This is a genomic window from Streptomyces sp. AC555_RSS877 (assembly GCF_019049245.1).
GTDB lineage: Bacteria > Actinomycetota > Actinomycetes > Streptomycetales > Streptomycetaceae > Streptomyces.
Genome location: NZ_JAGMUK010000025.1, coordinates 87,461 through 106,762, shown reverse-complemented (window position 1 = coordinate 106,762; position 19,302 = coordinate 87,461). Strand labels below are relative to the sequence as shown.

The following is a 19,302-nucleotide window of genomic DNA, read 5'->3' as shown; positions in this document are numbered from 1 at the left end:
CGGCATATGGAGGGAGTGATGACACGAACGGCCGCCAGGCGGGTACGTAGCTCTGCATGACACCTGAGCGATCTGACCCGGCGGTGCCGTCGGCCACCTACCGGCTGCAGCTGCAGCCCGCCTTCCCGTTCTCGGCCGCGGCGGCGGCCGTGCCGTACCTGGCATCGCTCGGCGTCTCGCACCTGCACCTGTCGCCGGTCCTGGAGGCCGTCCCCGGCTCGGCGCACGGCTACGACGTCGTGGACCACGCGCGCGTACGCGAGGAACTGGGCGGCGAGGCGGGGCTGCGGGCACTGGCGCGCACCGCGCGGGAGCACGGGCTCGGCCTGGTGGTGGACCTGGTGCCCAACCACATGGCCATGGCACCCCGGCACAACCACGCCCTGTGGGAGGTCCTCAAGGAGGGCCCCAAGTCGCCGTACGCGCGCTGGTTCGACATCGACTGGGAGGCGCAGGACGGGCAGGTGCTGCTGCCGGTGCTCGGGCACCCGCTCGGCACGGAGATCGAACACCTGCGGGTCGACGGGAGCCTGCTGCGCTACTACGACCACGTGTTCCCGCTGCGCGAGGGCACCGAGGAACTGCCGCTGCCGCAGCTGCTGGACGCGCAGTGGTACCGGCCGGTGTGGTGGCGCCTGGCCCGTACGGAGCTCAATTACCGTCGGTTCTTCAGCATTTCGGAGCTCATCGGGGTGCGGGTCGAGGACCCGGAGGTGTTCGAGGCCACGCATGCCAAGATCCTTGAGCTGCTCCACGAGGGCGTGATCGACGGCCTGCGCATCGACCACCCCGACGGCCTGGCCGACCCCGAGGCCTACCTCCTGCGGCTGCACGAGGCGACCGGCGGCCGCTGGACGGTCGTGGAGAAGATCCTCGCGGACGGGGAGCCCTTGCCGGCCTCCTGGCCCGTAGCGGGCACCACGGGCTACGACGCCCTGCGGCACGTCGACGGTCTCTTCGCGGACCCGGCGGGGGCCGGGGAACTCCTCGGGCAGTACCGGCGGTTCGCGGCCCCGCAGACGGACCGGGGCGGGGACTGGGACGCGACCGTGCGGCGGGCGGCGTACAAGGTGCTCACGCACGAGCTGGCGGCGGAGACGGACCGGCTGACCCGGGCGGCGAGCCGCCTGTGCGCCCTGTCGCCCGAGCCGGCGCTGCGTGACCGGGCACCCTGGGCGCTGCGCACCGCGCTCCAGGAGCTCCTGGTCCGACTGGAGGTCTACCGGCCGTACGCCTCCGGGGACGCGGCCCGGGTCGTCACCGAGGAGGCCGCGGCCGAGGCCCGGCTCGCCTTCGTCGTCCCCGAGGAGGCCGCCGCGGTCGACGTCGTACGCGACCTGGTGCTCGGGCGTTACGGCGACGGTCCCGGGCACGTGGAGTTCCGGACCCGGTTCGCGCAGACCTCGTCGGCGCTGCGCGCCAAGTCCGTGGAGGACACGGCGTTCTACCGCTACGTGCCGCTGCTGTCGGCGACCGAGGTGGGCGGGAATCCGGGGAGCCCGGCCGTGTCCCCGGAGGACTTCCACGCCTACTGCGCGCGCGTGCAGCGCGACTGGCCGGCGTCCGGGACGGTCGTGTCGACCCACGACACCAAGCGCAGCGCCGACGTGCGGGCGGCGCTGGCGGTGCTCACCGAGTGCCCGCAGCGCTGGGCCGACGTGCTGGCCGAGGTCACCCGCACCGGGGAGGGCGTGCCGGACGCGCAGCTGGCCTGGGCGGCCTGGGAGACGGTGTTCGGGCTGGGCCCCGCGGCCCCGGAGCGGGTCCAGGAGGCCCTGCTGAAGCACGTGCGCGAGGCCGGTCTGTACACGAGCTGGACAGAGCAGGAGCCCCCGTACGAGGAGGCGGTGGCGGCGTTCGTCGCGGCGGGGCCCTGCGGGACGCCGGGCGAGCACGTGAACGCCTTCCGGAGCCTGCTGGAGCCCCACATCCTGGCCAACCTGCTCGGCACCGCCCTGGTCCACCTGACGATGCCGGGTGTGCCGGACATCTACCAGGGCACGGAGAGCGAGTACCGCGCCCTGGTCGACCCGGACAACCGCCGGCCCGTGCGGTTCCCCCCGGAGCATCCCGGTGCCAAGGACGCGCTGACGCGCGCGGCGCTGGGTCTGCGCGCCCGACGGCCCGACGTGTTCGGCGACGCGGCGACATACACGCCCCTGACCGCCGAGGGCCCGGCGGCGGCCCACTGCGTGGCGTTCACGCGCTCGGGAGAGGTCCTCACGGCCGTGACCCGGTTGTCGCTGCGGCTGGCGGAGGCGGGCGGCTGGCGGGACACCGTGCTGCCGCTTCCGGCGGGCCGGTGGGCCGACGTCCTGACACCGGGACGGGAGTTCACGGGGCACGCGCGCGTGGCGGAGCTTGTGGAGGGTCTGCCGGTGGCGCTGCTGGAGCGGGTGGGCTGAGGCGGACCGGCGGTGTGCCGCGGTGGCCTCTCGCCCGGCGTGCGCCACTCGCCGCGCGCCGCGGCCCCCGTCCTCGCGACCGGCGTGCACCCGCGCGCGCTCCCGGGGCGCGTGCCGGGGGGCCGGCGCGTGGTGGTGGCCGCGGGGTGCTGGAGCCGAGGGGGCTCGACGAGGGCGTACGCGTGCGTGGGCACGCGGCGGCCGGTGGGTGCTGCCGGCGTCGGCCGGTGTGTGGACCGTGACGGCGGTGCGTGCGTGGCCCGCCGCCCCGGCGGGCCGGGTGTGCGTAAGGCTCCGGCACGTACGGCTCTGCCCGTCTGCGGGCAATGCTTCCGGGCGCCCCCTGGAGCCTCCCCCCAGGCCTACTTGACACGTCAATGACAGCGTGGGCTACTGCGATGGCGAAGCCGGGCGGATGTGACGGGGGTGAGTCTCCTGCCGGAGCTGCGCTACCCCACGGTGACCGAAGTGGTCGCGTCCGCTCGGGCGCTGGCCGCCCACCGGCCCGGCGTGTGCGCCCTGAGGCAGGTGGGCGTCTCCCGGGCGGGCAGACCCCTGCTACTGCTCTCCGTAGGGCACGCCCGCCGTGCCGTGCTGGTGGTCGCGGGCGCCCACGCCAACGAACCGACCGGCGGCGCCACGCTCCTCGCGGTCGCCGAACGGGTGCTGGGGGAACGGGGGTTGCGCGACGGCACGTCCTGGCACTTCCTGCTGTGCGCCGATCCCGACGGGGCGAGCCTCCATGTCACCCCGGCGCCGCGCAGCCTGCTCGACTACCACCTCGGGTTCTTCCGGCCCGCTGGACCGGAACAGCCGGAGTGGTCACCCTCGGTGCTGCCTCCCGACCGGCTGCCGCCGGAGACGCGCGCTCTGACCGGAGTCATCGACGAGCTGCGTCCCTATCTCCAGGTGACCCTGCACGGGACGGATCTGGGCGGCAGCTGGGTGCAGTTGACGAAGGACGTCCCGGGCCTGGCCGAGCCGTTCGCCAAGTCCGCGGCGGAGCTGCACATCCCGGTGGAGACGGGTGCCTCGGACGCGGCGGGCTGGCCCGCCTCGGGTCCCGGCGTGCACGTCATGCCCGCGCCGGGCGCGGGCGCCGCCTACCCGAGCATGCCGGACGACGCCCGGCACAGCACCTGGTACCACACCCACCGGTACGGCGGTCTGACCGCGATCGTCGAGGTGCCGATGTGGGCGAGCGACCTGGTGGACGACCCGGCGCCGCACCCGGCACCGGCCGCGGCGATGCGGCAGCTGGCGGGACGGCTGCTGCGGGACTCGCTGGAGGTGGAGCGGGTGCTCGCCGACGCGCTGCCGCGGCTGCGGGGCGCCGACGGGCCCCTGCTGCGGGCCGCCAGGTGGGGGCTGGAGCTGGTACCGGGGCTGGCCGCGGACCTGATCCACACTCCGCCCGCGGACAACACCAGGGCGTACGTGGGCAGTGTGGACGCCTTCGCGCGCCGGGTGCCGCTGCGGGCCGCGGCCATGCTGCTGCGGGTCCTGCGGGAGACCGACGACCGTGCGGCACCGCGTCTCGAACCACTGGTGGCGACCTGGAGCCATGCCTTCGCAGAACGCTTCCGGGCTCGCTGGGTGCCCCTGGAGCATCAGATCGAGCACCAGTCCCGCACGGTCGTCGCGGCGGCGCTGCACGCCCGCGACCGGGTGGCGTGAGACTGCCGTCATGCGTCAGGCGTCAACCGTCAGCCGTCAAGCGCGAAGATCGCCCCCGTGCGCGCCTGCAACACACAGGTGTTCGAGAAGGTCTCCCGGTACTCGACGGGCCGTCCGTGCCACTCCCCGCGCGCGTGGGCGGTCACCGGCGCGTAGATCATGGAGCAGTACGTCTCCCGGGTGGGGACGGCGCCGATGTCGCCGTCGGCGGCCGCGAGTTGCGCGCAGGCCTCGGCGGCGCGCCCGTGGCCCTGCGGCGGGTCGCAGAGCAGGAGGGTGCCGCGGGTGTCGCTGGAGCGGGTGTCGCCCGTGGTGAGCGTGACGAAGAGCCAGTCGCCCCCCGCGGACTGCCGGGGCGCTGCCTGCGCCGGGGCCGCGGTGGCGAGGAGGAGGGTGGCCGCCGCGAGCAGGCCGCCCCGTACCGCTGTCGCTGTGGTGGTGTACGTCATTCCTGGTGCATCGGCACGGCGGCCTCGGAACCCCAGCCCGACTCACCCGAACGGGAGCGGGCGGGCGCGTACCGTCCGGCGAGCTCGAAGGCGGCGAGGACGACCCGCGACTGGTACTCCACCTGGCGTGCGACGGGGATCCAGCGCGCCCCGCAGTCGTCGCGATAGTCGGCACACCACTCGTCGACCAGCCGGTCCAGCTCCGGCAGCGCACCGGCCGGGTCGATGCCGGAGCGTCTCACGAGCTGGTGCAGCAGCCCCGCCGTCCGCAGAGCGAGGCGTCGTCCGGCGATGCGCAGGGCCGTCAGGTGGGCGGTGCTGAGGGGCGGCAGCGGGCGCTCGCCCACGGCGACGTCCGGGTCCCAAGCGTCGGCGAGGCCGGGGCAGACCAGTAAATAGTCCTCGACCGGGGCGAGCAGGTGGGCCGCGTCCGGTGCGGCGGCCAGGTGGGGCCGGATCCGGGCGAGGATCCGCTCCAGAAGGTCAGCGTCGTGGCGCAGGGTGTGACTCACGGTGCGCAGCACCGCAGCGGCGTCGGCGGGCGTCGCGTCGTCCGCCACGGCGGCCACGCCCCACATGGGCGCCTCCACGACGGCGGTCACGGTGCCGTGCCGGTGCGGGTGGAACCAGGTGGACTCGACGGCGGCCTCGGTGATCGCCGCGGCCAGGTCGGTCGGTCTGGGCGGCGGTATCCGGTAGACGGCGGGCCCGAGGTTCGGCCAGTACAGGGTGTCGTACGGGCCCAGCTCGCGCGGTATGCCGAGGCGGGCCGCGGTGTGCGCGACGCGCTGCGCGAGGCCGGGCAGGTCGCGGGTGAGCTCGACGAAGCCGCCGCCGACGTCGACGCCGTGCAGGGAGCACTGGAAGAAGGGCCGCAGTTCGTCCTGGAGGTCGAGCAGGGCCCGGGTTTCGGGCAGTACGGCGCCGGCCGCGCCGTCGGGCAGCCATTCGGGCTGTTCCAGGAAGCCGGGCCGGAAGAAGTTCCGGAAGTAGTGGCCGAGCGTGTATGGGCCGCGCAGCCAGCGTTCGTTGCGGCGCAGGCCGTCCGGGTCGAGGCAGAGCAGCAGGTTCCAGGTGGCGTCGGCGCCCACGGTGAGCGTGGGATCGGCGAGGGCACGCTCGGCCAGCCGCAGGACGGTGGCGCCGCCCACGGGCTCGTTGGCGTGCGGGCCCGCCACGACGAGGGCCTGGCGGCTGCCGTGACCGACGGAGAGCAGCCACATGGGGGTGCCCGCGCGCGAGGTGCCCGCCCGGCGCAGTCGGGCGTCCTCGGGGTGGCGGGCGACGAGGGCGGCCGCCCGGGCGCCGAGTTCGTCGACGGTCGGGTAGCGGAGGAGTGGCGGCAGGGCGCACCTCCACAAGGTGGTGCCGTCGGTTCACCTGATGTACATGGTGTACGCACAGTCAGTCACGAGTTGACGGGTACGTCAACACCACGAAGGGCAAAGGGACTTGAGACAACACAGTGGGTAAAGCGTGGGCCAGAACCAAGCCTTGATTCCGTGGACTCCGTGGAATCAGTGGACTCAGTGGGTCGAGAGGCGGAACGCCATCCGTCCGAACCCGACCTGGTCGCCCTCGCGGACCACGGCGGCGCCGATGACCCGTCGCCCGTTCACGGTCGTGCCGTTGGTCGAGCCGAGGTCGCGCAGCACCCACATGCCGCCCTGCCGGCCGAGTTCGGCGTGCACCCGGGACACCGTCTCGTGGGTCAGACGCAGCCCGTTCGCCGGGTCGCGGCCGATCCGCAGCGCGTGGCCGTTGCCGGGATGGGGCAGCAGCAGCTTGGGCAGCCGCTCGGCCTGCCAGGCCCTGCGCAGCCGTACGGTGAATCCCGAGACCGCCTCGACGGTGCCGAACACCATGCGGGAGAGGCGGCTCTCGGTGGGCAGGTCGGCGGTGAGCACCGCGAGCTCGTCGGAGCGGCGGGCCGAGAGCGCCAGTTCCATCCGCCGGACGAACGTGTCGTGCGAGAGCCGTCCCATCGCGACGCCGTCACGGAGCACCTGCAGCGCCTTGTCGCGCTCCGCGTCGGACAACCGCGCGGGGTACGTGTTGAACTCGAAGGACGACGTCACGTTCGTGATTGTCGGCCAGTGAACGCCGGGTGTCCAGAAAACCCGGAAACGGCCGCCACTCCACGCCCACCTGGCGACACCTGCCGCAATGGGACGGATTCACCGGCACATTGATCGCGTTTGAAGCACGATGGACGGGCTACATCACTGAGCAGACGAAGGGGAACCGTCCGTGCAGTTCGAGGTGTGGGCACCGCAGGCCGATCGTGTGACGCTCCATTGCGACGGCGCCACGCGCGCGATGGAGCGCGATCCGGCGCGCGCCGGCTGGTGGCGGGGAGATACGGAAGCGCGGGACGGCACGCGGTACGGCTTCGCCGTGGACGACGGCCCCGTGCTGCCCGATCCGCGGTCGCGCCGGCAGCCCGACGGTCCGGACGGGCTGAGCGCGGTCGTCGAGCACGACCGGTACACGTGGCGCGCCCGGTGGCCGGGCCGGCCGCTGCCGGGCGCGGCGCTGTACGAGCTGCACGTGGGCACGTACACGCGCGAGGGCACCCTGGACGCGGCGGCCGAGCGGCTCGGGCACCTCGTCGAACTGGGCGTCACGCACGTCGAGTTGATGCCCCTGTGTCCCTTCCCCGGGCGGCACGGGTGGGGGTACGAGGGGGTCTCGCTGTGGGCCGTGCACGAGCCGTACGGCGGCCCCGAGGCGCTGAAACGCTTCGTCGACCGGGCGCACGAGCTCGGTCTGGGCGTCGTCCTGGACGTGGTGCACAACCACCTGGGGCCCTCCGGCAACTACCTCCCCGCCTTCGGCCCGTACTTCACGGACACCCACCACACGCCCTGGGGTTCCGCGGTGAACCTGGACGCGCCCGGTTCGGACGAGGTGCGGACGTACCTGCTGGACAGCGCGCTGGCGTGGCTGCGTGACTACCGGATCGACGGGCTGCGCCTGGACGCGGTGCACGCGCTGGCCGACACGCGCGCGTGCCACTTCCTGGAGGAACTGTCGACGGCCGTGGACGGCCTCGCCGACGACCTGGGCCGGCCCCTGTTCCTGATCGCGGAGTCCGACCTGAACGATCCGCGGCTCGTCACCCCCCGCGCGGCGGGCGGGCTCGGGCTGCACGCGCAGTGGAACGACGACTTCCACCACGCTCTGCACGCCGCGCTGACCGGCGAGTCCCAGGGCTACTACGCCGACTTCGCGCGCGCCCCGCTCGCGGCGGTGGCCAAGACCCTCACCGGCGGCTACTTCCACGACGGCACGTACTCGAGTTTCCGGGACCGCCGCCACGGGCGCCCCCTGGACCGCAACCGTGTGCCGGCGCACCGGCTCCTCGGCTACACCCAGACCCACGACCAGGTGGGCAACCGCGCCCAGGGCGACCGCCTGGCCGCCTCCCTCTCCCCCGGCCTGCTGGCCTGCGCGGCGACGCTGACGCTCACCTCCCCCTTCACGCCGATGCTGTTCATGGGCGAGGAGTGGGCGGCGGGCACGCCCTGGCAGTTCTTCACCGACCACACCGATCCCGAGCTCGCCGAGGCCGTACGCAAGGGGAGGCGGCGGGAGTTCGCCCCGCACGGCTGGGCCGAGGAGGACGTCCCCGACCCGCAGGACCCCGCGACCCGTGACCGCTCCTGCCTCGACTGGTCCGAGCCCGAAAGCGAGCCCCACGCGCGCGTGCTGGCCTGGTACCGCCGGCTCATCGCCCTGCGGCACGAGCAGGCGGACCTCACGGATCCGGATCTGGCCGACACGAAGGTGGCGTACGACGAGGAGAGCCGCTGGCTCGCCTTCCGGCGCGGTGACATCCGGGTGGCCGTGAACCTGGCCCAGGAGCCGGCGGCGATCCCCCTGGGCTCCCGCCCCGCGCAGGTCCTCGCCGCCTGGGAGCCCGTCGAGGCGCCGGGCCCGGACGGGGCGCTGCGTGTGCCCGGCGAGTCCTGCGTGGTGCTCCTGCAGGACTGAGTCCGTCCGGCTCGTCGCCCCTCGGCGGCGGCCCGGAAGGCGTCACCGGCCCGGAACCCGGACATCCCGGTACCGCTACTCGTCCGTCTCCTCGTCCCGCAGTTCCGTCACCCGTTCCAGCAGGATCGCCTCCCAGGCCCGCCGCAGCCGGGTCCTCAGGAGGGGCAGGGGGGTGTCGTCGCGGCCCTGGAGGCGGGCGGCGAGGTGGACGACCGTGTCGCAGCGGGCCAGCCAGAGGCCGCGCAGACAGGGGCGGGCGCCGTAGCCGGCGAGGGTGGCGGCGCGGACGGCGGCCGGGGAGCCGACGGCGCGGGCGAGGCCGGCGATGTCCTCGGCGGGGTCCCCGATGACCGCGTCGGTCCAGTCCAGGACCCCGCGCACCCGGCCGTCGGCGCTGACCACCAGGCGGTCGCCGGTGAGGCCGTGGTGGACGAGGACCGCGCTGCCGGACTGGGCGGCGAGCTGGACCGCGGCCGGGGCCGTGAGCTGCTGGAGGCTGGCGGGGTCGAACTCGTCGGCGGCGGCGAGACGCGCGGCGGCGCGCTCGGCCTCCCGGCGCAGGCCCTCCAGGGACCGCGGGCCCGTGCGCGGCACCCCGAGCGCTTCCGCCTGGCGGACCGGCACCTCGCGCAGGCCGGTGAGCAGCCCGGCCAGGTCGGCCTCGCCCACGGCGGACACGTCGTGCTCCTCCCCCGAGCCGCCGGGCACCTTGGTGTCCAGCGTGTACGTCAGCCCGGGCGCCCACTCGCCGTGCGCCACGCTCACCGGCACCGCTACCGGCAGGTGGGGGCGGACGAGGTCGCGCAGGCGCAGTTCGCGGCGGCGGCGGACCGCGGCCTCGCGGTCGGGGGCCAGGCGCAGCACATGGCGTGTGCCGACCCACCAGGTGGCGGGCTCGCCGCCCTCGGCGACGGGCCGGACGTCGGGGCCGGCGGCGTTGGCCGCGCTCTCCTTGAGGAGCGTACGGACCAGCCGGCGGACGGTGTCCGCGGTGGGTGTCGGTGCCTGGGTCATGGTCGCGCCGTTGTCGTTCCTGAGGACGTAGGGGCTCCTGCTCCTGCCGGTGTCACCGCTGCTGCGTCTGCGTCAGTCCACTGTCACCATCTCGCGGGTCGTGTCGTTGAGGCGGCGGCCGCCGTCCCCGGTGACCGTGACGATGTCCTCGATGCGTACCCCGAACCGGCCCGGCAGATAGATCCCGGGTTCCACGGAGAAGCACATTCCTGGCACGAGGGGCTGTTCCTCGCCCTCGATCATGTACGGCGGCTCGTGCGTGGTGACGCCGATGCCGTGGCCGGTGCGGTGGATGAAGTACTCGCCGTACCCGGCGTCGGCGATGACCGCGCGGGCGGCCCGGTCGACCTCCTGGCAGGCGATGCCGGGCCGTACCGCCGCGAAGCCCGCCTCCTGGGCCTCGCGCACGAGGTCGTGCACCCGTCGCTCCTCGTCGGTGGGTTCGCCGACGTGGACCGTGCGGGAGGTGTCGGATCCGTAGCCGTCCTTGAGGCCGCCGAAGTCCAGGACGACCATGTCGCCGTGCTCGACGACCCGGTCGCCCACCTCGTGGTGCGGGTTGGCGCCGTTCGGGCCGGAGGCGACGATGGTGAAGTCGACCTGCTCGTGCCCGTGTGCCCGCAGCAGCCGGGCGAGGTCCGCGGCGATCTCGGACTCCCTTCGGCCCGCGAAGGGAACGTTCCGGATCTCCTCGAACGTGGCGTCCGCGGCCGCGCCCGCGGCCGCCATCAGCTCCAGCTCCGCCGCGTCCTTGACGGCGCGCAGCATCGGCAGGGCCTCGGTGAGGGACGCGTAGGACGTGCCGGGCAGGGCCCTCTGCAGTCCCAGGAGGTGCATCGCCCAGGCGTTGTCGCTGACGCCGAAGCGGCCGGAGGCGTCGAGGAGGGCGGCGGTGACGGCGTAGGGGTCCTTGCCGTCGGTCCAGTCCCGCAGGGTCATGGCGGACGCGCCCGCCGCCTTCGCCGCGTCCGGGGCCTCCAGGGCGGGGACGACGAGGACGGGGTCCTGTTCCGGGGCGAGGACCAGGAGGGTGAGCCGTTCGGTGGTCGCGGGGGGCGCGTAGCCGGTGAGCCACACCAGGTCCGGTCCCGGTGCCACCAGCAGCGCGGCCAGCCCGGCGTCGGCGGCCGCCCTCGCCGCCCGCTCCATACGGGCCCTGTAGTCGTCGGCGGTGAAGGGCGCGGCCGTACTGCCGGTCATCCGGGCCTCCCGGGGCAGGTGAAGGGACTACGGGCAGCATCCTGCCCGGACAGCGGGGGCAGCGCGAGCCGGTTGCCAGGTCTTTCGGTCGCGCCGCCGCACACCTCGGCTGACGTCAGGGCGTTGCGCCACCAGGAAAGCCAACGCTCGGACCCCTCATTCCATCAAGCGCACATCAGGCGTACTCGCCCACATCAGCGCTCTGCACCTGGACGACCCTGCTCGCCCTCCACCACCCGCCGGTCGCGCTGCACCACCCTGCCCACTGCCTGAAGGGCGGGGGGAGGTGCCCCCCAGCCCGACGCCTACCGGCTGCCCCGGCCCGGCCGGGCCGGGCCGGCGGCGCTGCTGGAGCCTCGGCCCGAGATCGACGGACTGATCACCCCTCGCGCGCACATACCCGCCGCCGCGTTCGCCGGGCGGCCGCTGGTCGTCGGAGGGCGAGCAGGTCGCGGACCGGGACGCGCGCCGGCCTTTCCTGTGCGGGACGGCGAGCGGCGGCTGACGAGTCACTCGCGGGGGGTCACGTGACCACGCCGGGGCGGACCGTCAACTGCTGGTAGCCGCCACTGCGGTGCCGCACCGTCAGCACGACCGCCTTGCCGGGACGCGCTTGGGCGACCGCTCGGGCGAGGTCGGCCGCCGAGTCGACCCGGGTGCGGCCGAACACGAGGAGCAGGTCGCCGCGGACCAGGCCCGCCGTGTACCCCGGGCCGGGGACATGGACGCCGACGACCAGGGCGCCCGCCTTCTCGGCGTCCACGACCTCCAGGCCGAGGGTCGCGCGGACCGGCGCCGGAGAGGCGGTCGTGGGCGGCGCGGAAGAGCCGGGGTGCGCGGAGGCCGACATGCTCCCCCGGACGCCCGGCGCTCCGGCTCCCGGTCCCGCCTGCCCCTGTTGCCCGGCCTGCCGCTGGAGGTCGGCGAGCTTGCTCATGCCGATCACGGTGGCGCCGACCGTGCCGAGGCCGATCCCGGACAGCACCAGGACCGTGCCGGCGAACACGCCGAACAGCAGGGTCCGCAGCCGCCGGCCGCGCCGGCGCACGGCGTGCGGGCGCCTGGCAGGACCGGACCTGGTGTCGCCGCCGGGTTTCCGGCCGGGCATCGGCTTGGGTCGCAACGCAGTCTGTTCCATCGATCGCCTCCGGATGTCGATCTACCCGGCACACCGGCGCCCGACAAGCCACGAACGAGTGAGACTGCCCCCCGGTCAGGAGCGGGAAGGTACTCCCGCCCGCCCACACCAGCTCCGTCCGGCGCACGACCCGCGGCTCGGTGACCGGGACGGCGACCGCGCCCGGCGCCCCGATCGCCGCCGGCCGGGGCAGCAGGGTCGGGCCGTGACCCGCCGCGGACGGGGCGGTCAGGGCACGCACGGTCGGTGCCCTCGTAGCGCAGGGCGGGACGGAAGGCGTGGCCGCCGTCTGCCGCACGGGGCTGGGCGAGGGGCCGGCCCCTGCCCTCGGTGCGCGTCCGGTGCGTCCGGCCGGCGCGCGTCGGCGAGGTCCGTGAGGCGCAGCCCGGTGCGCCGGGTCAGGGGACGGGTGTTCGGGGAGCGGGACGCACCCGGGCTCCTCGCCGACGCCGTCGTGGTCAGCGGGGCCACCTCGGGCAGCCGCAGCGGATCGCCGGGCGCGGCCGGGCCGTCGAACAGGCCCAGGCCGGCCGTGCCGGTGGCGACGGCCGCCGGGATCCCATCGCGGGCCGGCACCCCTACCGGCACGCGAGCCGAGGGCGGTCGGTGCGACGGCGAGGGTCAGCCCGGGCTCGGGTGCGGCGGCCCTTCGTACGACGCGCTGCGCGAGCGCGGCCTGCGCCTCTCCGGGGACGACGAGGACGGCCACCTCCGGATCGCCGAACTCTCGCTGCCCGGCGGTTCTTCCTCGCCTCCCGCTTCCAGCCGGAGCTGTCCGGCGACGGCTCGCGCCGGCGCGAGCGGCGGTGGAGCACGCCGAGCGGGCCGCGGGACAGCCCGTGTGACCCCTGGACCTCAGCCGACTGGCACGGCGGGAGGCCGGTCCGGAAGAAAGCCGTGGGCCCGCCCGGCCAGCCAGTCGGCCTTGTAGCGGTCGACCTCGCGATGCCAGTTCAGGATGCCCGCCATCCAGTTCTGCAGGTCGAGCACGTAACCCTCCATGACCTCGCGTGCCTCGGCCGAGAGCGCGAAGTCGTCGTACACGATGGGCAGTTCGTGTGCGGCGACGTGCTCGAACTGCTGCATGCGCTGGGTCATCAGGTCGTGGACGACGGCGAGCGCGGCCGGGTAGTCGCAGCCGAAGAAGTTCTGCACGACGAGGATCGCGTTGTGGATCTCGCCCTCGTACTCGATCTCCTTCTGGTACGAGAAGACGTCGTTCAGGAGGCACGCGTAGTCGACGGCGGCGTTCTCCAGCGAGCGGACCGGCCCGGTGCGGTAGACCTCCGGCGGGACGGCGGGGCCGTGGCCCATCCGGCACAGGCTCATGGTGAGGTCCGAGCCGAAGGTGGCGCGGCGCATCTCCAGGTAGTCGACGGGGTCGGGGACGCGGTTCTGGATCTGGTTGGACACCTCCCAGACCCAGCTCTCGGTCATCACGTTCACCGCGTCCTTCAGGCCGCGCCGCTGGTCGGGCGTCATCTCGGCCGTCGTCCGCGCCCACAGGTCGACCAGTCCGCGCTCCATGGCGTTGAGCGGGACGGCGATCTCCTCCCCGTCGACGGACATGCAGTCCGACAGTCGCTGGGTGGTCACCCGGGCGGTGGCCAGGTCGCGGCGGTGGCCGAAGACGAGCGGGTAGTAGTCGTCGCCGTACGTCCCCCAGGCGAGCCACTGCGAGCTGAGGTCGAGGGCCTCGGGCGTCGCGTCCGGGTCGATGCCCGCAGCACACAGCGGAAGGTCGTACGCGGCGAGCTTGTCCTCGTCCCAGACGCCCTCCTGGAGGATGCCCATGGCGTTCACCCAGTCGGTGAGGCGGTGGCGGGCGCCCTCCAGATGCGGGCTGAGTTCGAGCGGGAAGGGCATGTAGAAGTCGGGCAGCAGGGAGGGGCCGACCTTCTGGAACGGCACGTGCGTGTAGGCGCGCAGGCGTTCCGCGCCGGCCGACGCGAGCAGCGCGCGGACGTCGGCGGCGGAGGTGCCGGGGCCGGTCAGGCCCTGCCAGGGGGCGGTGGACCGCGCGCGTGCGTTCATGTACCGGCTGGAGCGCATGTGCCACTCGTGGCCGCCGGACTGCCAGTCCTGCAGGCCCTGCGTGTACTTGGCCACGGCGGCGACCTCGGCCGGGGCGAGGCCCTTCTCCAGGGCCAGTGCGGGCACTTCGGTGAAGGCGGTGTGCTCGAACTGGTGGAGCCGCGAGGTGAGGATGTCGTTGACGGTCTCGGCTGCCTCCTGGGTGGTGCAGCCGAAGAAGGTCTCCAGGACGAGCACGCCGTTGCTGAGCTCGCCCTCGTCCTCGACCTCCCGCTGGTAGGAGAACAGGTCGTTGCGCAGGTGGACGCCGTCGGAGAAGGTCTCCATCAGCACCCTGAGCGGCCTCGACTCCGCGACGGCCGGGGGCACTTCGGCGGTCGCGTACTCCACGAGTCCGGCCGACCAGGGGGCGCCGCCCACCTTGCGGCGCATCTCGATGTACTCGACGGGGTTGGCGATCCGCCCCTCGTTGATGTTGGACAGCTCCCACAGCGACTCGTTGAGCAGGTGCTCGGTGGCCACGGCGAAACGGCGGCGCCAGTCCGCGGACATCGACGGCACGGTGCGCGCCCACAGGTCGGCGAGGCCCGCCTCGACCGGGTTCTGCGGCTCGGGCATCGGCGTCGACAGGTCCATCGGCATGAACAGCGGCAGCCGGTCCAGGTAGGCCTTGCCGCCGGCCCGGTCCTGGGTGCGCTTGAAGATCTCCAGGAAGTGGTCGTCGAAGAAGAAGACCCACACGTACCAGTCGGTGATCAGCGAGAGCGCGGGGCCGTCGCAGTCGGGGTGGGTGTAGGCGCAGAGCAGGCCGTAGTCGTGCGCGTCGAGGTCGGCCTGCTCCCAGACTCCGGACCCCTCCAGCATGCCCATGTCCCGCGCCCACCGGGTCGAATGGGCGCGGGCCTCGTCGACGTGGGGGTTCAGCCGCGCGGGATACGGCATGTAGAAGTGCGGGAGTTCGAAAGGCTGCTGCGTCATGGCCGGGCCCTACCCAGGGCCCTGTCGGGGCATCCGGAGGGCCGGGGATGATCACACCATCGTGTGAATCTGGCCGTCAGTCCTTGGAGAACCGGCCCTCGCTCCTCGGGAAAAGTGCCCTCACTCCTCGGCGGAGTGGGAAACGACCTCGCCGGCGACCCAGGCGAGCGCGTGTGCGCATGTCGAGGGCTCCCTCGCTCGGTGTCACCGCAGACAACACCGCGGCCACCGTCGCTCATCCCGCACTTTCGGACGTCGCCTGCGCTTTCAAATCCCCTTCCGTGCACGGGACATGAGACCCTGAAGTCGCGAGAGGGGTTCGGACGTAGCCGTCGAGGTGTGTGCCGACAGGGGGTCCTCGATGTTCGGGGCAGAGTTGTTCACCCAGACCGCTGCCGCCGCCGCGGGCACGATGGTCGCTCTGATGACCACGGACGCTTGGCAGGCGGCCCGGCAGAGGATCGCACGGATCCTGGGGCGCGAGGAAGTGGCGGAGCTGGACCGGGCGCGGGCCGCGCTCGATGCCGCACCGCCGGGCCGGCAGGAGATCATCCTGCGCGAACAGCGGGAGCGGTGGGACGCCACGCTGCGCACGCTGCTCGCCAGGAACCCGGAGCTGTCCGGCCAACTGACCGCGTTCGTGGAGGAGTTCTCCGGCGCGGGTCGGCCGATCGTCATCCATGCCCCGCACGCCCAGTTCGGGCTCCCCGCGGCGGCACCCGAGTCGCCCGCCCCGGGCGCGCTGACCGTCGCCCCGCCGCTGGGCCGGCTCGACCGCCGGGTGCGCGGGCGGGAGCCGCTGCTCGACGCGCTCAAGCAGCTGGTGGGCAAGCCCACTTCGGGCGTGCGGGTGCTGCACGGGTTGGGCGGTGGCGGCAAGACCACGGTCGCGCTGGAGATCGCCGCGTACGCCTCCGCGCTGGGCGTGGACGTGTGGTGGGTGACCGCGTCCAACCCGGCCGCGCTGAGCGCCGGGATGCGCGAGGTGGTGGCCGCGCTGGGCACGCCCGCCGATCTCATCGACCGGGCCTGGTCGGGGCGTTCCAGCGCCACCGACCTGCTGTGGCGGCGGCTGTGCGACCGGACGGAGCCGTGGCTGCTCGTCGTGGACAACGCCGACGAACCCGAACACCTCGCCCCGCAGGGGCGGTTGGCGGAGGGCACGGGCTGGATCCGGCCGGCCGCCGAACTGCCCGGCCTGGTCCTCATCACCAGCCGGGACGGCAGCCCGGCGACCTGGGGCCCCTGGGCGACCCTGCACCCGGTGGACGCGCTGGCCGGCGCCGACGCCACCGACGTACTGTGCGACCTCGCCGGGGAGCGGGCCGGGTCGCGCGAGGAGGCGGAGCTGCTGGCGCAACGGCTCGGCGGGCTGCCGCTGGCGCTGCGCATCGCGGGCTCCTACCTCGCGGCGGCGTCCGCGTTCCCGGCCTGGCCGGGCACCAGCGCCGTGCGGAGGTACACCGACTACCACGCGGCCCTCGACGAACGCTTCACCGAGCTCCTCGACGAGGACCCGCCCGGCCAGCCCGGCGGCACCAACACCGCGACGGTCAGCCGTACTTGGGAGCTCTCCCTGGATCTGCTGGAGCGGCGCGGCATCGTGCAGGCCCGTCCGCTGATGCGCCTGCTGTGCTGCCTGGGCGACGCGCCCGTGCCCCTGGTCGGGCTGCTGCGCCCGGACCGGCTCGCCGAGTCGGCGCTGCTGCCCGGCATCACCCCGCAGGAGCTCTACACCGCGCTCACCTCGCTCGCCGACTTCGGCCTGGTCGAGCTGCACACCCCGCGCGGCGGCGACGAGCACGCGCGCAGCCTGCTGCTGCACCCGCTCGTCCGGGACGCCGGCCGCCGTCAGCGGGACCTCGCCGAACACCTCCAGGAGTACGGCGCGGTGGTCGCCGACCTGGTCGTCGCGGCCACCTGCGACCTCAGCGAGGACGACCCGCGCGACTGGCCGCTCTGGCGGCTGCTGCTCCCGCACTGCGACGCGCCGCTCGCCCTGATCGGCGATCCGTACGAGGCCGACGACGAGCTGGTCTCCAAGGCGCTGCGCGCTGCGGCGGCCGGGGCGCGGCATCTGTTCCGGCGGGGCTGGCTCGACCGGGCCGAGGCGGTCCTCGACGCCTGCGAGCCGGTCGTCCTCGCCTGCGGGCCCCGTGACCCGGACGCGCTGGAAGTACGGTCCGCCGCCGCCCACCTGCTGCAGTTGCGCGGTCGGCTCTCCGCCGCCGAGTCCCTGGTCCGTACCGTCCTGGAGGACACCCGCGCCCTTTTCGGCGACGCGGCGGGCGAGACCGCCGACGCCCGCTACGCGCTCGCGGAGCTGCTGGGCGACCGGGGCCGGCCCGCCGAGGCGGAGGCCGAGTACCGCACGGTGTACGCGAGCCGGCGCGCCCTGCTCGGCGAGCGGGACCCGCAGACGCTCGCGGCCCGCAAGGGCGTGGCCCGGATGTCCCGGCAGCGCGGGCTGCTCGCGGAGGCCGAGGAGGAGCACCGTCTGGTGCTCGACGCCTACCGCGAGGCGCTCGGCGACCGCCACCCCGACACCCTGGCGAGCCGCCACGACGTGGCGCAGGTGCTGCACGAGCGGGGGATGTTCCGGCAGGCCGAGCTGGAGCTGCGGGAGACCCTGGAGGTGTGCGCGGAGGTCCTCGGCGAGCGCAATCCCGGCACCCTCGCCGTCCGCCACGACCTCGCCGACGTGCTGCGTGACCGCGGTCTGCTGGCCGAGGCGGAGCGCCAGTTCCGTACGGTGCTGGAGCTGCGCGGCGACTCCTACGGCGAGGACCATCCGGACACGGTCGCCGCCCGGCACGGCCTGGCCACCGTCCTGCGCGACCGGGGCTGGCCGGGCGACGCGGAGAGCGAGTTCCGGGAGGTCTTCGAGGTGCGCCGCAGGCTGCTCGGCGACATGCACCCGCACACCCTGGTGGTCCGCCACAACCTCGCCGACCTGCTGATGGAACGCGGCCAACTGGAGGCGGCGGAGACGGAGTTCCGCGAAGTGTACGAGGCCCGGCGGACGGTGCTCGGCGAACAGCACCTGCTCACCCTCTCCGTACGGCACGGCGCCGCCCACGTCCTGCACCTGCGCGGGCGCACCGACCGCGCCGAGACCGAGTACCGCACCGTGCTCGCCGACTGCGTCGACACCCTCGGCCCCCGCCACCCGGGCACCCTCGCCGTCCGCCACAACCTGGCCGACCTGCTGACGGACCGGGGCCGGCTGGAGGCGGCCGAGGCGGAGTTCCGGGAGGTGTACGAGGCCCGGCGGACGGTGCTCGGCGAGCAGCACCTGCTGACGTTGTCCGTACGGCACGGCGCGGCCCACGTCCTGCATCTGCGCGGGCGCGTCGAGCAGGCGGAGGCGGAGTACCGGACGGTGCTGACGGATTGCGTGGAGACGCTGGGGCGGCGCCATCCGGGGACGTTGGCGGTACGGCACAACCTGGCCGACCTGCTGCGTGGCAAGGGTGAACTAGCCGCCGCGCAGGACGAGTTCAGCGAGGTCCGGGAGGCGTGCGAGGAGGTGCTGGGGCTGCGGCACCCGCGGACCCGGGCGGCACGGGAGGCGCTGGATGTCGTGGCCCGGCTACGGGCCGGGGATCGGGGGACGACGGACGAGGACCCATCGGCCCGCCCCGGGGCTCACGCGCCCAGCGACCCCGACTCGGCCGCCGCCGGCTCGTAGCCGGGGAAGCGGGCCGGGATCTGCCCGAGGTCCCAGAGCGCGAGCGTCTTGTCGTCGTAGAAGTCGTCGGACTCGTCGTCGCCGATCACCCGCAGCGGCTCGGGCAGCCCGAAGGGGGCGAGCCGCAGGTTGATCGGTCGCCACCAGCCGGTGAGGATGTCCGTGTTGGCCGGGGTCCGGGAGAAGGTCGTGGTGAGCAGGTAGCGCGAGCCGCTTTCCCGGAAGCGGGTCAGCGCCTCCACCACGTGCTGGTAGGAGAAGTGCACGAGAGCGTCCCGGCACAGGATGAGGTCGACGCGCGGCACCGGCTGGGCGGTGAAGTCGAGAAGCTGGAAGTCCCGGCCGGGCGCGCGGAAGCGGGCACGGTTGCTCTCGACGAGTTCCGCGACGACGTCCCCGCCGAGGTAGCCGGCGCCGTGCAGATCGACGTGCCGCATCCAGTTGAAGTCGCCGCAGGGTGCGTCCAGCACCGAGCGCACACCCAGCTCCCGGACCAGCTCGCCGATCTGGGCCATGACCCGCTTCATGCGCTGCAGTTCGGAGCCGGGTCCGGAGCGGGTCTCGTCGGAGCCCCAGCGGTTGGTGCGGTAGATGTCCGTGAACACGTCGTGCAGGTCGGCCTCGTCCCGGGCGTCGGTGACCTCGACGTACCGCCGTGCGTCCACGTCGTAGACGGGCTCCCCTGGATTTCTCAGGTACCGCGGGGTCAAGGCCGTCCTC

General features: G+C 74.0%; 12 protein-coding genes. 4 read left to right on the top strand and 8 right to left on the bottom strand.

Features of this window, described 5'->3' with window-relative positions:
* Window positions 1–56 precede the first annotated feature (56 nt).
* Together treY and KUM49_RS11730 are read left to right on the top strand one after the other, a co-directional pair.
* Window positions 57–2,405, top strand: a complete 2,349-nt coding sequence (gene treY / locus KUM49_RS11735) for a malto-oligosyltrehalose synthase (protein ID WP_217236705.1) — start codon at window positions 57–59, stop codon at window positions 2,403–2,405.
* A gap of 426 nt (window positions 2,406–2,831) precedes the next feature.
* Window positions 2,832–4,082 carry a M14 family zinc carboxypeptidase gene (locus KUM49_RS11730; protein ID WP_217236704.1) on the top strand — a complete coding sequence of 417 codons (1,251 nt, stop codon included), beginning with the start codon at window positions 2,832–2,834 and terminating at the stop codon, window positions 4,080–4,082.
* 29 nt (window positions 4,083–4,111) lie between these two features.
* On the opposite strand, the gene KUM49_RS11725 is transcribed toward KUM49_RS11730, so the two are convergent.
* The 3 genes from KUM49_RS11725 to KUM49_RS11715 all read right to left on the bottom strand — a co-directional run bounded on the left by KUM49_RS11725 (window position 4,112) and on the right by KUM49_RS11715 (window position 6,609).
* Window positions 4,112–4,531 (bottom strand): SSI family serine proteinase inhibitor, encoded by a 420-nt coding sequence (locus KUM49_RS11725; protein WP_217236703.1) that lies wholly within the window; start codon window positions 4,529–4,531, stop codon window positions 4,112–4,114.
* Complete coding sequence (locus tag KUM49_RS11720) at window positions 4,528–5,892, bottom strand: M14 family zinc carboxypeptidase (RefSeq protein WP_217236702.1); 1,365 nt, start codon at window positions 5,890–5,892, stop codon at window positions 4,528–4,530. The genes KUM49_RS11725 and KUM49_RS11720 overlap by 4 nt, the downstream gene beginning before the upstream one ends.
* 165 nt (window positions 5,893–6,057) lie before the next feature.
* Window positions 6,058–6,609: a DUF1707 and FHA domain-containing protein gene (locus KUM49_RS11715; RefSeq protein ID WP_217236701.1), complete on the bottom strand. Its 552-nt coding sequence runs from the start codon at window positions 6,607–6,609 to the stop codon at window positions 6,058–6,060.
* A gap of 172 nt (window positions 6,610–6,781) precedes the next feature.
* On the opposite strand from KUM49_RS11715, the gene treZ reads away from it, so the two are divergent.
* Window positions 6,782–8,527, top strand: coding sequence for a malto-oligosyltrehalose trehalohydrolase (gene treZ / locus KUM49_RS11710; protein ID WP_217236700.1), 1,746 nt, complete (start codon window positions 6,782–6,784; stop codon window positions 8,525–8,527).
* A gap of 75 nt (window positions 8,528–8,602) precedes the next feature.
* On the opposite strand, the gene KUM49_RS11705 is transcribed toward treZ, so the two are convergent.
* The 4 genes from KUM49_RS11705 to cyc2 all read right to left on the bottom strand — a co-directional run bounded on the left by KUM49_RS11705 (window position 8,603) and on the right by cyc2 (window position 14,891).
* On the bottom strand, window positions 8,603–9,541 hold the full coding sequence (locus tag KUM49_RS11705) for an aminoglycoside phosphotransferase family protein (protein ID WP_217236699.1): 939 nt from the start codon (window positions 9,539–9,541) through the stop codon (window positions 8,603–8,605).
* Window positions 9,542–9,613: 72 nt separating this feature from the next.
* Window positions 9,614–10,741, bottom strand: a complete 1,128-nt coding sequence (locus KUM49_RS11700; RefSeq protein WP_217236698.1) for an aminopeptidase P family protein — start codon at window positions 10,739–10,741, stop codon at window positions 9,614–9,616.
* A 523-nt stretch (window positions 10,742–11,264) separates the two neighbouring features.
* A complete protein-coding gene (locus tag KUM49_RS11695) occupies window positions 11,265–11,879 on the bottom strand; it encodes a PDZ domain-containing protein (protein ID WP_217236697.1) in 615 nt (204 codons plus the stop codon).
* A gap of 855 nt (window positions 11,880–12,734) precedes the next feature.
* Window positions 12,735–14,891 (bottom strand): germacradienol/geosmin synthase Cyc2, encoded by a 2,157-nt coding sequence (cyc2, locus tag KUM49_RS11690; RefSeq protein ID WP_217236696.1) that lies wholly within the window; start codon window positions 14,889–14,891, stop codon window positions 12,735–12,737.
* A gap of 424 nt (window positions 14,892–15,315) precedes the next feature.
* Between cyc2 and fxsT the strand changes: the two genes are divergently transcribed.
* Complete coding sequence (fxsT, locus tag KUM49_RS11685) at window positions 15,316–18,582, top strand: FxSxx-COOH system tetratricopeptide repeat protein (RefSeq protein WP_217236695.1); 3,267 nt, start codon at window positions 15,316–15,318, stop codon at window positions 18,580–18,582.
* On the opposite strand, the gene KUM49_RS11680 is transcribed toward fxsT, so the two are convergent.
* Window positions 18,540–19,292: a class I SAM-dependent methyltransferase gene (locus KUM49_RS11680; RefSeq protein WP_217236694.1), complete on the bottom strand. Its 753-nt coding sequence runs from the start codon at window positions 19,290–19,292 to the stop codon at window positions 18,540–18,542. The two genes, fxsT and KUM49_RS11680, sit on opposite strands and share 43 nt — an antisense overlap.
* Between the last annotated feature and the right edge of the window lie 10 nt (window positions 19,293–19,302).